Origin of the sequence: Pantoea sp. CTOTU49201 (assembly GCF_032054795.1) — a bacterium.
Lineage (GTDB): Bacteria > Pseudomonadota > Gammaproteobacteria > Enterobacterales > Enterobacteriaceae > Pantoea > Pantoea symbiotica.
Genome location: NZ_DAMBSA010000077.1, coordinates 1 through 14,646, shown reverse-complemented (window position 1 = coordinate 14,646; position 14,646 = coordinate 1). Strand labels below are relative to the sequence as shown.

Annotated in this window: 17 protein-coding genes; 12 read left to right on the top strand and 5 right to left on the bottom strand. The window is 55.6% G+C overall.

Annotated features, from left to right (window positions below):
* Positions 1-90: 90 nt before the first annotated feature.
* On the bottom strand, positions 91-795 hold the full coding sequence (locus RTY00_RS08005) for an SDR family oxidoreductase (protein WP_312664057.1): 705 nt from the start codon (positions 793-795) through the stop codon (positions 91-93).
* Between the two features lie 105 nt (positions 796-900).
* On the opposite strand from RTY00_RS08005, the gene RTY00_RS08000 reads away from it, so the two are divergent.
* From RTY00_RS08000 to RTY00_RS07960, 9 genes are all read left to right on the top strand, one after another.
* Entirely contained in the window at positions 901-1,791 is an 891-nt protein-coding gene (locus RTY00_RS08000; RefSeq protein ID WP_312664056.1) for a LysR substrate-binding domain-containing protein, read from the top strand.
* A gap of 249 nt (positions 1,792-2,040) precedes the next feature.
* Positions 2,041-3,228 (top strand): M20 family metallopeptidase, encoded by a 1,188-nt coding sequence (locus RTY00_RS07995; protein WP_312664055.1) that lies wholly within the window; start codon positions 2,041-2,043, stop codon positions 3,226-3,228.
* A 21-nt stretch (positions 3,229-3,249) separates the two neighbouring features.
* Positions 3,250-4,098 (top strand): transporter substrate-binding domain-containing protein, encoded by an 849-nt coding sequence (locus RTY00_RS07990; protein ID WP_175501730.1) that lies wholly within the window; start codon positions 3,250-3,252, stop codon positions 4,096-4,098.
* A gap of 12 nt (positions 4,099-4,110) precedes the next feature.
* The gene (locus tag RTY00_RS07985; protein ID WP_312664053.1) at positions 4,111-4,830 is read left to right on the top strand and encodes an ABC transporter permease subunit; all 720 of its coding nucleotides are present in this window, start codon (positions 4,111-4,113) and stop codon (positions 4,828-4,830) included.
* Positions 4,831-4,839: 9 nt separating this feature from the next.
* Complete coding sequence (locus RTY00_RS07980; protein WP_008109229.1) at positions 4,840-5,526, top strand: ABC transporter permease; 687 nt, start codon at positions 4,840-4,842, stop codon at positions 5,524-5,526.
* The gene (locus RTY00_RS07975; RefSeq protein ID WP_312664052.1) at positions 5,523-6,299 is read left to right on the top strand and encodes an ATP-binding cassette domain-containing protein; all 777 of its coding nucleotides are present in this window, start codon (positions 5,523-5,525) and stop codon (positions 6,297-6,299) included. Before RTY00_RS07980 ends, RTY00_RS07975 begins: the two co-directional genes overlap by 4 nt.
* Before the next feature lie 295 nt (positions 6,300-6,594).
* Positions 6,595-7,902: an ATP-binding protein gene (locus RTY00_RS07970; protein WP_312664051.1), complete on the top strand. Its 1,308-nt coding sequence runs from the start codon at positions 6,595-6,597 to the stop codon at positions 7,900-7,902.
* 4 nt (positions 7,903-7,906) lie between these two features.
* The gene (locus tag RTY00_RS07965; RefSeq protein ID WP_061719025.1) at positions 7,907-8,518 is read left to right on the top strand and encodes a response regulator transcription factor; all 612 of its coding nucleotides are present in this window, start codon (positions 7,907-7,909) and stop codon (positions 8,516-8,518) included.
* Positions 8,519-8,604: 86 nt separating this feature from the next.
* Positions 8,605-9,075 (top strand): heme-binding protein, encoded by a 471-nt coding sequence (locus tag RTY00_RS07960; RefSeq protein WP_312664050.1) that lies wholly within the window; start codon positions 8,605-8,607, stop codon positions 9,073-9,075.
* 34 nt (positions 9,076-9,109) lie between these two features.
* Here RTY00_RS07960 and RTY00_RS07955 read toward each other — a convergent pair whose 3' ends face one another.
* The 3 genes from RTY00_RS07955 to RTY00_RS07945 form a co-directional block, all read right to left on the bottom strand.
* On the bottom strand, positions 9,110-9,865 hold the full coding sequence (locus RTY00_RS07955) for an ABC transporter permease (protein ID WP_312664049.1): 756 nt from the start codon (positions 9,863-9,865) through the stop codon (positions 9,110-9,112).
* Entirely contained in the window at positions 9,865-10,788 is a 924-nt protein-coding gene (locus RTY00_RS07950) for an extracellular solute-binding protein (RefSeq protein ID WP_258145511.1), read from the bottom strand. Before RTY00_RS07950 ends, RTY00_RS07955 begins: the two co-directional genes overlap by 1 nt.
* Before the next feature lie 115 nt (positions 10,789-10,903).
* Positions 10,904-11,464 (bottom strand): thioredoxin, encoded by a 561-nt coding sequence (locus RTY00_RS07945; protein ID WP_312664048.1) that lies wholly within the window; start codon positions 11,462-11,464, stop codon positions 10,904-10,906.
* A 280-nt stretch (positions 11,465-11,744) separates the two neighbouring features.
* On the opposite strand from RTY00_RS07945, the gene RTY00_RS07940 reads away from it, so the two are divergent.
* From RTY00_RS07940 to RTY00_RS07930, 3 genes are all read left to right on the top strand, one after another.
* Complete coding sequence (locus RTY00_RS07940) at positions 11,745-12,014, top strand: hypothetical protein (RefSeq protein ID WP_008107999.1); 270 nt, start codon at positions 11,745-11,747, stop codon at positions 12,012-12,014.
* Positions 12,015-12,136: 122 nt separating this feature from the next.
* Positions 12,137-13,153 carry an NAD(P)-dependent alcohol dehydrogenase gene (locus RTY00_RS07935; RefSeq protein ID WP_008108001.1) on the top strand — a complete coding sequence of 339 codons (1,017 nt, stop codon included), beginning with the start codon at positions 12,137-12,139 and terminating at the stop codon, positions 13,151-13,153.
* Positions 13,154-13,304: 151 nt separating this feature from the next.
* The gene (locus RTY00_RS07930; protein ID WP_312664047.1) at positions 13,305-14,321 is read left to right on the top strand and encodes an NAD(P)-dependent alcohol dehydrogenase; all 1,017 of its coding nucleotides are present in this window, start codon (positions 13,305-13,307) and stop codon (positions 14,319-14,321) included.
* A 48-nt stretch (positions 14,322-14,369) separates the two neighbouring features.
* Here the strand turns inward: RTY00_RS07930 and RTY00_RS07925 are convergent.
* Positions 14,370-14,646: DUF2534 family protein (locus RTY00_RS07925; RefSeq protein ID WP_312664046.1), on the bottom strand; the 277-nt coding region annotated here is incomplete at its 5' end.

The following is a 14,646-nucleotide window of genomic DNA, read 5'->3' as shown; positions in this document are numbered from 1 at the left end:
TTGTTTTTGGTCTGGAATGTAAACCATAAATAAAAGAAAAGCCGCACAGGGCGCGGATCCCTGTGCGGCTGAATTCCAGACATTTGCTGGCTAAACGTTACGCGTCACGCCACCATCAACACGAATATTCTGAGCGGTAATATAGGCCGCACCGGGCGATGCCAGGAAGGCGATGGTTGCTGCCACTTCTGCAGAAGTGCCGTAGCGCTGTAATGGCACGCTGTCGCGACGTTCATCGGTTTTCGGCAAGCTGTCGATCCAGCCAGGCAGCACATTGTTGATGCGAATGTTATCGGCCGCGTAAGTATCGGCGAAGATTTTGGTGAAGGATGCCAGCCCGGCACGGAACACCGCTGAGGTTGGGAACATATCGGTTGGCTCGAACGTCCAGGCGGATGAGATGTTGATAATGCTGCCGCCGCCTTGTTTCTGCATAATTGGCGTGACCAGACGCGTGGCGCGCACCACATTCAAAAAGTAGGTTTCCATGCCGAGCTGCCACTGCTCGTCGGTTAATTCCAGAATCGGCGCGCGCGGACCATGACCGGCGCTATTCACCAGCACATCAATGCGTCCCCAGCGCGCCAACGTTTGATCCACCAGCTTCTGCAGATCTTCAACGGATTGATTGGAACCCGTCACGCCCAAGCCACCCAGCCGCTCCGCCAGCGCTTCACCTTTGCCGGATGAAGAGAGGATCGCCACTTTAAAGCCGTCGCTCGCCAGTTTCTCCGCTGCTGCTGCACCCATGCCGCTGCCACCGGCGACGATTACTGCCACTTTTTCTACTGTCATCATTGATCTTCCTGCTAATTAAAAATCGATTAAATCCAGTATAAAAGGTAATTTCGGCAGCAGAGAGTCAGTCTGTTTGCCAATTGACGATAGGAAAACTACAGGATGAGCCAGGGATTTAGCGAGCTGCCGCCGCTTAATGCGTTAAAAGTGTTTGAAACGGTGACGCGCCATTTGAATTTTCGCCTGGCGGCGGAAGAGTTAGGCGTGACGCAGGGCGCGGTGGCGCAACAAATTCGCGGTCTGGAAGCCAGCCTTGGGCTGAAATTGTTTGATCGATTGCCGCGCACACTGGCGCTGACCGGCGCGGGTGCAGGTTATGCGGTCAGTATTCGCCAGGCGTTTGAATTGATCGATGAAGCCACGCGCACGCTGCGTCCGGAACCGAATCGCTTAACGTTGAGCGTCACACCCACCTTTGCCAGCCGCTGGATGCTGCCGCGCTTACCGGTTTTTACCGCCGCGTGGCCGGATATCGATCTGCGCGTATTAGCTTCTGAGCGGCTGGTGCAGTTTCATCATGAAGGCGTCGATTTAGCTGTGCGCTACGGCAGGCCACCGTTTGGCGCGGGTCTGGATGCCACTTTACTGTTTAGCCAAACGGTATTAGCGGTTGTGAGTCCGGCGCTGCTTGCCGAGCTGGGCGATCCGGCCGAAAGCGACAACTGTCTACGCTACGCCTTGCTGCACGATGGTCATCATCTGTGGCCAGCATTTCTCGCGAGTACCTTCCCGCATGTATCGCTGCATCATCAACATCACCTGCGTTTCAATCAAACCGCGCTGGCGCTGGAAGCGGCGATCAGCGGGCAGGGCATTGCGCTCACCAGCCCGCATTTCGTGCAGAACGATCTGGCCAGCGGACGTTTGGTGCCGGCGTTTACGCAGCAAATGATGATGGATGCCGGTTGGTATCTGGTGTGGCCGCGCCGTCCGCGCGAGCAGGCGCCGGTGATAGCGGTGCGCGATTGGCTTTTAGCGCAGGTTAGCGGCTGATTATTGTTCAATAACGAAATCAGTAAAACTGATGATCCGCATGGGATCATGAATGTTATAACTGCTTAATGATGCAGACGTGGGGTTTTATCCTGCAAAGGCAGTGAATTAGCAAAATATCGCGAAAATTCAGCAAGTAAAGCAACGGATTGCGCGTTGCATTCTGTCGGGTGCTGTGAATAAATACGGAGTCAATTTTAATAAAAATGCCATAAAGGCCAGGCTCGCGCCTGAAAAAGATCATTGCCTATGACCGACCATAAAGATGTTTTAGCCAGGGACATCAGCGCCAAAAGTGAAAGCATGCAGGCGCATCTCATTGCCATCCGCCGTGACATTCACGCGCATCCGGAGCTGGGTTTCGACACCGTTCGCACTGCGCACATTGTTGAGCAGGAACTGCTGCGCCTGGGTCTGACGCCCAAAACCGGCGTTGGCAGAACCGGCGTGATGGTTGATATTGTCGGCGCGCATCCCGGTAAAACCGTGCTGTTACGCGCGGACATGGATGCATTGCCGATCCACGAACAAACCGGCTTACCTTTCAGCAGCCAATATCCAGGCAAAATGCACGCCTGCGGCCACGATATTCACACCGCGACGATGCTCGGCGTGGCGGCGATAGTGCCGCACTACCGTGCGCAGTTGCATGGCACCTTGCGTTTGATTTTCCAGCCAGCAGAAGAGACGCCCGATAGCGGTGCCGAGGCGATGATCGCCGATGGCGCGGCGGATGGCGTCGATCTTGCCATCACGCTGCACAACAAACCGGAACTGGCCGCCGGTGAAATTGGCTTAACGCGCGGTGCCAGTACCGCTTCAAGCGACGAGTTTGATGTGGTGGTGCACGGTAAATCAACGCACGCCGCCCGTCCGCACATGGGAACCGATCCGATCATTGCCGCCGTCAATCTGGTCAGCCAGTTGCAAACCATTATTTCGCGCGAGCTCGATCCCGCCAACTCGGCGGTGCTGACCATCGGCCACATTCATGGCGGCAGCACGCACAACATCATTTCCGATAGCTGCCTGATTCAGGGCACGGTACGCGCCAAATCACCGGAGGCGCGTGCGCATATCGAAGAAGCGTTCAAACGTATTTGTGCGGGCGTCGCGCTGTCGCTGAATGTGCGCGTTGAGGTCAATTATCAGCGCGGCGTACCGCCGTTGATGAACGACGATGCGCTGATTGATGCGCTGGAACCGATTTTGTCGCACCAGTTTGGTAAGGCTATTGTCGCCAAGCCGAGCGCCAGCTTTGGTGCTGAAGATTTCTCGCTGTTTACCGAGCGCGCGCCAGGCTGCCAGATCCACATTGGATCCGGCGCGCCAGGACGCGACGACCATCTGCACAATTCGGATTACCAACCCGACGAGCGCAGTATCCATGCCGGCACGCAGGCATTAGCCCGTTTAGCCATTGATTTACTCTCTTAAAATAACGAACTTCGAGGTTTTCTGATGATGCGTAAAGGACTGTTTACCGCTTCTGTGGGCATGCTGCTGCTTGCCTCTTCCGCTCTGGTGCAGGCAAAAGATTTTGGCACGCTGAAATTCGCCACTGAAGCTGCTTATCCGCCGTTTAACCAATCCACGCCGAACGGCAAAATCGTTGGTTATGAGCCGGATATGGTGGCTGAAATCGCTAAACGTGCCGGTTTCAAATACGAAATCGTGGCGCAGAAATGGTCCGGTATGATTCCGGGTTTAGTCGATGGCAAATATGACGCGGTGATCGATGCCGTGACCGTCACGCCGAAGCGTGAAGAAGTGGTGGATTTCTCACGCCAGTACACCGTGAGTGTTTCAGGTTTCGTGACTCTGAAGGGCAGCGCGGTTGATACCTTGCCAGGCAATGGCGAAGTGGTGCTGGCGGATGACGAAGCTGGCATGACCAAATCTATCGATGCATTGAAAGCCAAATTCAAAGGCAAAACCATCGCCGTGCAGGTTGCCACCATTCAGGCGGATTTCCTCAACAAATATCTGGCGGATGTGGCAACGATTCGTACTTATCAGGCCGGACCGGAAACCTTCGCCGATCTGCTAAATGGCCGTGTTGATGCGGTAATGGCGTCACGCACCAACCTGAATGCCTACGTGAAAAAGCATGCGGATACCGTGAACAGTACCGGTTACGGTTTCTCGGGCGGCGTGTTGGGCCAGGGTTCAGCCATAGCGATTCAGAAAAACAATCCTGAGCTGAAGGCGGCGCTGGATAACGCGTTAAATTCAATGATCAAAGATGGCACGCTGAAGCAGCTGTCTGAAAAATGGTTCGGCGAAAACGTCGCACCTAAAGAGTAATTCCAGGCGCTTATGGCTATTGATTGGCAAATCTTAGGTTTTGGTGACGAAGGTTGGGGCGGCGTGTTGCTTAACGCTGCCACGGTGACCGTCACCGTTTCATTATGTGCATGGCTGCTGGGCGCAATTCTCGGCAGCCTGTTGTGTTGGATGCAGATTGGTGGCGGGCGCTGGCAGCAGCGCCTCGCCAACGGTTACATCACGCTGTTTCGTGGTGTGCCGGAACTGCTGGTGATCTACCTGTTCTATTTTGGCGGACGTCAGGTGGTGTCGTTTATCGGGGAAAGTCTTGGCCTGCAAGGACCGTTTGATGTGAACGGCTTTGTCGCCGGTGCGATTGCCATCGGCCTGATCTCCGGCGCCTATCAAAGTAGCGTGTTCCGCGGCGCGTTCTATGCGATCCCGAAAGGCACGTTGGAAGCCGCAACGGTCACCGGCATGGGCCGTTTGATGCTGTTCCGCCGCATGATTGTGCCGCAGGCGCTGAAAACCGCGCTACCGGGCATGGGAAATCAGTGGCAATCGGTGATCAAGGAGTCGGCGCTGGTTTCGGTCACTGGTTTGGTGGAAACCATGAACCAGATCTCCACCGCCTCCAACTCGACGCAAATGCCGTTCTTCTTCTACAGCGTTGGCGCGGTGATCTACCTGATCATCACCACCTGTTCCGATTTTGTTTTCCGCTATGTGGAAAAAGTGGCCATGCGCGGGCAACAACGCGCGCGGTTGTAAGGAGCCACGATGGATGTCACTTTCCTGCAGCACACCTTAGCTGCGTTGCTGCGCGGCCTGCCGCTGACGCTCAATCTGGCGCTGTTGTCGTTGTTGGGTGGCGGCGTGCTGGCGCTGCTGCTCAATCTGCTGCGCCAGAATCGCTTCGGAAGCTACGTTACCCGTTTCTACGTCTGGGTGTTTCGCGGCACGCCGCTGCTGATTCAGATCTTCATGATCTATTACGGCCTCGGCAGCTTGCCAGCGGTGCGCGAAAGCGTGCTCTGGCCGCTGCTGCGCGATCCTTACTGGTGCGGTTTGATTGCGCTGGTGCTTAACGATGCGGCTTACACCTCGGAGATTCTGCGCGGCGGGCTCAACGCGGTGAGCGTGCAGTCGCTGGAAGCGGCCAAAGTGAGCGGCATGTCGCGCTTCACCACGCTGCGTCGCATCACGCTGCCGCTGGCGGTGCGCCAGGCATTGCCGGCTTACAGCAATGAAATTATCTCGATGATCAAATCGACCTCGCTGGTCAGCACCATCAGCTTGATGGAGATGACCGGTATTGCTGATTCCATTGTCTCTGAAACTTTCCGCGCGCTGGAGGTGTTTATCAGCGCGGCGATTATCTATCTGCTACTGACCGTGCTGGTGAGTAAAGCGGTGGCGCTGCTGGAGCGCCGTTTGTCCCCTTATCACGTTGGAGCACGTCCATGAGTAAACCCACTATCGCCCTGAGTCATCTCAGAAAAAGTTATAGCGGGCACGAAGTGCTGCACGACATCAGCCTGACGGCGCAGGATGGCGACGTGATTTCGCTGATTGGTGCCAGCGGCTCAGGCAAAAGTACCTTGTTGCGCTGCATTCCATTCTTAGAAGTGCCGCAGGGCGGGGAGATTGCGGTGGGTGATGAAGTAGTCACTATCGATAATCCCGACGAGAAGCTCAGCCGTGAGCAGCAGCGCCGCATCAAGCTGATGCGCATGCAACTTGGTTTTGTCTTCCAGAGCTTCAATCTGTGGCCGCATAAAACTGTATTGCAGAACATCATCGAAGCGCCGATTCATGTGCAGAAGCGCAGCAGTAAAGAGGCGATTGAAGAGGCCGAAGCGCTGCTGCAAAAAGTGGGTCTGTACGAAAAACGTAACGCGTGGCCATCGCAGCTTTCAGGTGGTCAGCAACAGCGCGTGGCGATTGCCCGTGTGCTGGCGCAGCAGCCGAAGGCGATTCTGTTTGATGAGCCGACGTCAGCGCTTGATCCCGAGCTGGTGGGCGAAGTGTTGCGCGTGATTCGCAGCCTGGCGGAAGAGGGGCGCACCATGATCATCGTCACGCATGAAATGGGCTTTGCGCGTGATGTCTCGAATAAAGCGGTGTTTCTGCATCAGGGCAAAATCGAAGAAGCCGGTTCGCCACAGCAAGTGTTCAGCGATCCACTCTCCGCGCGCTGTCGTGCATTTGTGAGTAGTCACTTGCAGCGCAATAGTTAACAACAATTCCCTTTCCCTGCGCACCAGCTACGTGAGTGAGCTGGTGCATTTCTCGTGCGCCTCATTTTTTCCCTTAATTTCCTCGTCATCGAAGCCATTGCTGTTGCAGCGGGTGGTCCGAAGAGCAGTGACCGCGCGCCAGGCAGACTTCTGAAAACACGCGCCGAACGGGAAAAGTCGTTGAATCACAATACGGCGCGGGTTACAACGTTTGACTTTAGTCAGGCCTCCTTTGCTGGAGTACATCTTTACTGCATAACCACGGAATTCTATGCCGCACACTTACCGACCATGGATGAAAAGGTATTGGCTGGTCTGGCTACTGTTAACGCTGATCACCTTGATAGCGTTATTTGCCGATCAAATTTTGCAGCAGCAGCGTGTGGGCGAAGCGCAGTTTAATCAGCAATTTAACCGCCTTGCCGCCTATCAAACGCAGAACGAAACGCTGTTGCCACTGCTGAATGGCGATGAGGATCTTGCTGCTCTGCAGAGCAAATTTCCGCAGCTTGTCTTGCTGGAACACACCGCAAATCGTCCGTTAACCGCGCCGCGTTTCGAAGAAGTGAGCGGCGGGCGCTATTGGCTCTACAATCCTTACCGCCAGATTCGCATGCTGATCGATTTGCACTTTGCCCTGCAAACCTCGGATGTGGCACTGGCGCTGGCTTTTCATATCCACGCGCCGCCCGCGATGCAGACAGCGAATTATTCAGATGCGGCACGTTGGCAATGGCAGCGGCCGTTCATCAATCACTATCAGCCGTTCTTGCTGAAAGGCAGCGCCAATCCCGACTGGCGAGCGCTGCATATGCTGCCATTTACGCTGGCGCTGCTGTTGTGGCTGGTGATTGGCGGCTTGGGCTGGTGGCTGTTGCGTCACTGGCGTCAGCATGTGGAGATGCGCCTGCGCGCGGACTATTTCCAGCGTACGCGGCGTGAAGCGCTGGGCGAGTTCACCGCCGGCATCATTCATGAAATCAATCAGCCGCTGACCGCCATTAACACTTGGTTGCATAGCAGTCAGTTACTGTTGAAGCAGGGTAAACACGAAAATCTGCCACAGGCGCTTAATGCGATGAGCTTGCAAACCGAGCGCCTTGCCGCGTTGCTACAGCGTTTTCGCGACATTGTGAGCGAACGTCCGGTGGCGATGACTGCCGTGAATCCGGAAGCCGTCTGGCGGCGCGTGACGGTTCTGCTGCAACAGGAACTGGATGATGGTGAGGTCGCGCTGCGTCAGCAGTTCCAGCACGGTCAGGCAAAAGTGCTGAGCGATCCACAGTGGCTGGAACAGGTGTTCCATAACCTGTTGCAAAACGCCATTCACATGCAGCAAGGACGCCCCGATGCGTGGGTGAACATTGCATCGGAGCATATTCCACACGGCATCAAAATCATCATCAGCGATAACGGTCCCGGCTTCTCTGCGGAAGGATTAGCGCAGGCTTGCATGCCGTTTTACAGCTCGCGCGCCAATAGCATGGGATTAGGCATGACGCTGGTCGAGAGCTTGATGTTACGCATGAACGGCCAGCTGCGGCTGGCAAATCGCGCTGCAGGCGGCGCGGAGATTACCTTAATTTTCCAACTGGCGGAGTAACGGAATGGTCGCAAAGGTTTGGTTAGTGGATGATGATTTGTCCGTGCGTGAATCGCTCGGTTTTCTGCTTAAAACGCTGGAATATGACGTGGCCGATTTTGCCGATTTGGCCGCATTTGAAGCGGCCACGCAAGCGCAGGAACCGCTGCGCGGCTGTTTGCTACTGGATGTGCGCATGCCGGGTATTAGCGGCCTGAGCTGGCTGGCAGAGCAGGGCGATCGCCATCCGCTGCTGCCAGTGATCATCATGACTGGTCACGGCACCATTGATGCCTGTCGTCGTGCATTTCGTCAGGGCGCGTTTGAGTTTTACACCAAGCCGCTGGATATCGAACCGCTGCTGGAAACCATTCATCTGGCATTCAACGAGAGTGAACAACGTGCCGAGCGCTGGCAGTCGCAACAGGGTATGCAGGCGCGGTTTGCGCTGTTATCGGTGCGTGAAACTGAAGTGATGCAGCTGATGATTGCCGGGCAAACCAGCAAAGAGATCGCGCGTGATTTATCGCTGTCGCCGCGCACCGTGGAAGCGCATCGTGCGGCAGTGTTTGCCAAACTGGAACTCAATAATCTCGCACAATTGATTCACGCCTGGCAGCAGTTGAACCAGGTATAACTACCTGGATGAACGGGTAATCGCCCGAATATTTCTTTTCTCTGCCGCGCTTTAAAGTGTCACTCACTATTAAACAGGAGTGACACATGAACATCCGCCTTTCTCTGATTGCCGCTGCGGCGGCCTTTGTTTCCTTCGGCAGCCACGCGGCATTAACCGAATCCAACCTTTCACTGGCTGACGCACAGAAGCTGGCGAGCGCCGCGATTCAGTCGTGCGCGGCGAAAAACTACAACGTTGCCGTGACCGTGGTTGATCGTGCCGGTGTGGTAAAAGCGGTGCAGCGCATGGATAACGCCGGTCCGCACACCGTGGAAGCCAGCCAGATGAAAGCGTACACCGCGCTCAGCACCAAAAACCCAAGTGGTAAAGTGATGGAAGCGGCGCAGAATAATGCTGGTGCGCAGAATATGCGTGATATTCCTGGCTTCCTGCTGTTGGCGGGTGGTGTGCCGGTGAAAAGCGGCGATCAGGTAATTGGCGCAATCGGCATCGGCGGCGCACCGGGCGGCAATCAGGATGAAGCCTGTGCGATGGATGCCCTTAAAGCGTTATAAACAAAGTGTAGGGTCGCCATTCATGGCGACCTGGTTACATGCGGCGCGACAGCGCAAAACAGATCAGCGGCATCGGCAAGGTAAACAGCAGCAGCAACCACAGCAGCACGTATACCGCATCAATGCCGTTATTTTGCAGGTTGTTATACAGCTGAACCGGCATGCCCTGCGGGAAATAGGCGAAGATCATCACGATGCCAAACTCGCCCATAGCACGCGCCCACGCCAGTGCGCTGGCGGTTGCCAGCCCCGGCGCGGCAAGCGGGATCGATAGACGCCAAAAACGCTGCCACGGCGACGCGCCCAATGTGCGGCCCGCTTCCAGAATCGGCTTTGGCACACCGGCAAACGCCGAACGTGCGGTGGTGACGAAGTAGGGCAACGCGCCGTACCATTGCGCCAGAATAAACGCGGCCGGATTATTCACCAGCGTCCAGCCAAACTTCCCCAACAGTTCGCCCGGCAAGCTATACGGCCCGTAAGCGCTCACCAACAAAATCCCCATCGCCAGCGGCGGCGTCAGCAGTGGGATCATCACCAGCAGTTCGACGATTAACCGCATCCGACCGCGCGCCTGCGACAGCCACCATGCCAGCGGCAATCCACTGACAAAAATCAGCAACAGCGCGATCGCACCCAAACCCAGCGACGTAGCGATAGCATTGCCATCGCCCCACGCCAGCTGCAGATGCTGCCAGTTTGTTACGCCAATCAGCGTGAGAAAAGGCACCGCCAGCAACAGCAGTGCTGGCAGTGACAGCCACAACGCGGTGGCGTGACGGGTTTTCATTATGGGTAGATCGAACCGCCTTTCGGCGCGGCATAGCCATTCTGTTTAAACAGCGCCTGACCCGGCTGACTCAGCATAAAATCGACAAAGGCTTTGCCGGCTGCAGCGCCGTGCGGCGCATTTTTTAACACGGCGGCGTAGTAAACCAGCGGCTGCGTGTGCAGCACTTTGTCTTTGCCCGCGCTGTCTTTCACACTGAAACTCACCTTGTCGTACCACTGCTTCGCCATCGCCGGATTGCTCAGATTAATCTCGTCGGGCAGTGCCACATACGGCAGATGCGCGGAGATCACTTCGCTCTCGTAACCGGCGGCGGCATCAACCTGGCCGCTCTCCAGCCGCGTCAGCAGGCCGCCTTCCAGGTGGGTTTGTGCCGGATTTTGATAGCCGCCCATAATTTTATCGGCAATGCCCGGCTGCTGGTAATACTTCTCGGCCAGCAGCAGGGTAAAGATGATGTTCTGACCTTTTGGATCGTTGATCGGATCGGTGCGACCAAACTTAATGCCCGGCGTTGCCAGCACTTTCAGCCAGCTGGCATCGCTGCCTTTGGCCTGCGCGAACTGCTGCGCGTATTTTCCTTTCGGGCTATACGCCACCACCATGCTGGTGCTCGCCACCGGAATTGCATCATCAATCAATCCGGCATCTTTCAGGATCTGCATCGGCCCCGGCGTGATGGAAACAAACACATCGGCGGTGATTTTTTTGCTCGCCAGCAAACGTGCCATGCCATAGGCGCCCTGGCCCTGACCTTCATACGTGCCGTTATTTTGTTTAGCAAAGGCTGGACCTAATGATTGGTCCATCACTTTGCCCATGGAACCGGCGTAGGTCACGCGGATATCGGTATCAGCTTGTGCATGCAGACTAAAGCCCGCGCCGGCAGTGAGCAGCAGCGCGGTGAGGTGAGTAAATCGCATTCCCTTTCTCGCTATATAATTAGGTAGATAGCGATTATCGGAATTGTCATCAGCAGTGCAAGCGAAAATCTATTGCGAAATCATACCAAAGGCCCGCCACAACGGGCCGACGCGCTTAGGCAAGAATGCGTTTGGCCCAGGATTCAATCTCGTCGCCGCTGCCGATATCCAGCTGCACCAAACCGTTGGTGATGAAGGTTGGTGAAACGTGGATGCCATTTTGCCGCGAATATTTGCTGTGCCATTTGATCTCATTTTGCAGTCCGGCACGCAGGAACGGTTCGCGTGCGTTAACGCCGCTGTACTGCTCAAGACGATCGAGAATCTGATTCGGCGTGGCATCCATATTCGGGCCGTGGCTGTGATCGGTAAACTCAAACTCTTCACGATGATCCGCCACCGCTTGCAGCACCTTTTTAGCTGCTGCTTTGCCTTCAGGCAAGGTTGAGGCGGCAAGGATGTAGCGCACAATCACGCCGGAATACATATGCCATGGTTGTGATTGCAAACGGATTTTTAACGTCATCTTCTCTTCGCCCACTAATTGCAGCAGCGCGTCGAGCTTGTTGAATGCGCGCACGGAGAACGGGCAGGTCGGTTCCAGAAATACTTCAAACACTTTCGGGCCGTGGCCCCAAACCAGCGGATCGGCGTGTAATGCGGTGGATTGGCTCATGGTAATTCCCTGTTGCAGCGATAAAAGTTGTCCTACTTTGGCAAAGCGCTGCGTGGACAGCCAGCGTGGGCTTGTGCTTTTTTGTTACAAAGCCATTCGATTGCTGCAAATGTGGCGAAAGAAAAATCGTTTTATAGATCCGCGAGCTACAAGAAACTCGGCCCGCAACGGCTTTGCACAGAAAATAAGCGGCTATAGTTAATCCTGTTTCAATCTTCTTACTTGTAGCATTTTTAGTTCATTTGCCTGGAGCCAAACGTTAAGAGCATCGAGGTTCAATGTGTTTGCCAATCTCTCCTGGAAAATCATTCATCAGGTTCTCAACGAAACCATTGCTGAGTTAATGGACGAACATCAAACGCTGGACGTTCCCACTCTGCGCGAGCGGCTGTTGGAGATGGCGGAGAGCGAATCCGATGAATTAATGGTGTTGTGTTACTGGCAAGCGAGCAGAGTGCTGACGCGCTTGCCGCCGACGGTAACTGCCAGCCAACTGATTGAAGAGGCGCGCGTCGCCTATCGCACGCCGATTAATCACGATCCGCTTTAACCCTTGATGCTTTTCAGCGGTTTAAACGCGTTAAAGCGGCTAAATGACGGATTTATGGTCAAGAGCGGGAAACACGCTCTGCTAGACTTGCCCTGTCAAAAACCTGGATACAGAGGACAGTAATGAAAATCAAAAGTTATGCCGCCTTGAACGCGGGTGAAGCGCTGGTGCCTCACGAGTACGAAGCTGGTGAACTGGCTGCTGAAGAGGTGCAGGTTGAGGTCGATTACTGCGGTGTTTGTCACTCAGATTTGTCGATGATTGATAACGAGTGGGGCATCTCCTCGTTCCCGGTGATTGCCGGCCACGAAGTGATTGGTCGCATCAGCGCCTTAGGCGACGCGGCGCAGAACAAAGGCTTGAAAGTGGGCCAGCGCGTGGGCATCGGCTGGACAGCGAAAAGCTGCCAGCACTGTAACGCCTGTATCAATGGCGAGCACGTCAACTGTGAAAACGGTTCAGTGCCAACCATCATGAACAAAGGCGGTTTTGCCAGCCATCTGCGTGCCGACTGGCAATGGGTGATCCCGCTGCCGGAAGCGATGGATTACACCTCTGCCGGTCCACTGCTGTGTGGCGGCATCACCGTGTTTAAACCGCTGTTGATGCATCATGTCACCGCAACCAGCCGCGTTGGCGTCATCGGTATTGGCGGCCTGGGCCACATGGCGATTAAATTGCTGCGTGCGATGGGTGCGGAAGTGACGGCATTCAGCTCCAACGCCAGCAAAACCGAGTCGATCAAAGCGATGGGCGCGGACCGCGTGGTTAACAGCCGCGACCCGCAGGCGCTGAACGCGCTGGCCGGTCAGTTTGATTTGATCATCAGCACGGTGGCGGTGGATCTCGACTGGGCACCGTACTTCCAGGCGTTGGCTCCGCACGGTAAATTCCACACCGTCGGCGCGGTGATGAAGCCGTTTGAAGTGCCGGCGTTCAGCCTGATTATGGGCGATCGCGCGGTGACCGGTTCCTCTACCGGTTCACCAGGCCAGCTGCGTTCATTGATGAAACTGGCATCGCGTGCGGATATCGCGCCGCAGGTGGAAGAGTTCCCGATGTCCAAAATTAACGAAGCGCTGGATCACGTGCGCGCCGGTAAAGCCAATTATCGCGTAGTGTTGAAAGCCGATTTTTAATACGTTGTACGGTGCGCATTACTGCGCACCGATTTACCTATCGCACCTCCCTCCCAAACAGCATCCTCAGCCTTAATCCCCTGATTGTTCGGCATATAATTACGCATCGCTTTGATAAACTGCTGTCAGCCAATCCAACTCGAGGACAGCAATGAAAATTTCCAGCTATGCCGCTCTGCAAGCGGGTGAGGCGCTGGTGCCTTACGAATATGATGCCGGTCCACTGGCCGCTGAAGATGTGCAGGTCGCGGTGGATTATTGCGGCGTCTGCCATTCTGATTTGTCGATGATCGATAACGAATGGGGCGGCTCGCGCTATCCGCTGATTGCGGGCCACGAAGTGATTGGCCGCGTGGTGGCTTTGGGTGATGCGGCGCAAAACAAAGGGCTGCAAATCGGCCAGCGCGTGGGCATTGGCTGGACGGCGAAAAGCTGCCAGCACTGCGATGCCTGTATCGAAGGCGATCAGGTGAATTGTGAGAACGGCAAAACCTCCACCATCAATAATCACGGCGGATTTGCCAGCCACCTGCGCGCTAACTGGCAATGGGTGATTCCACTGCCGGACGCGTTGGATATTGCCACCGCCGGGCCGTTACTCTGTGGCGGCATTACCGTGTTTAAACCGCTGCTGATGCACAATATCTCCGCCACTAGTCGCGTCGGCGTGATCGGCATTGGCGGTCTGGGCCATATGGCGATCAAACTGCTGCGGGCGATGGGCGCGCACGTTACGGCGTTCAGTTCTTCTGCCGCGAAAACCGATTCGATTAAAGCGATGGGCGCCGATCGGGTGGTAAACAGCCGCGATCCGCAGGCGCTGAGCGAGTTGGCAGGGCAGTTTGATCTGATCATCAGCACCGTGGCGGTGGATCTGGACTGGAAGCCTTACTATCAGGCGCTGGCGCGCCGTGGCGCGTTCCATACTGTTGGCGCGGTGATGAAGCCGTTTGAAGTGCCGGCGTTTAGTTTGATTGTCGGCGACCGCGCGTTAACCGGATCGTCAACCGGTTCGCCGGGCCAATTGCGGGCATTGCTGAAGCTGGCGTCGCGTACTGATATTGCGCCGCAAGTGGAAGCGTTCCCGATGTCGCAGGTGAATGAAGCGCTGGAACATCTGCGCGCCGGGAAAGCGAATTATCGCGTGGTGTTGAAGGCGGATTTTTAACACGGTGCGGTTGGTAAAGAGGTCGCCATGAATGGCGACCCTACGAAATCAGCCTCGATCATCCTTTTCGCCGAGGAAGAAATACCACAGCGGAATTGACGTCAGTGCGGTAAACACTGTGGTGTACAACGCAATCATAAAGCCTTGCGTGATGTACATGGTCAGCGACCAGTGGCTGAACGGAATGCCATATTGATCGATGACGCCGCCGATAATCGCATTGCTCATCACCGTGCCAACAATCAGCGCCAGGATGAACAAACCACGCAGGAAGTAGCGCATCTCTTTACGCTTCACGGCAAATCGCGCGCGAATGATGCCCAGC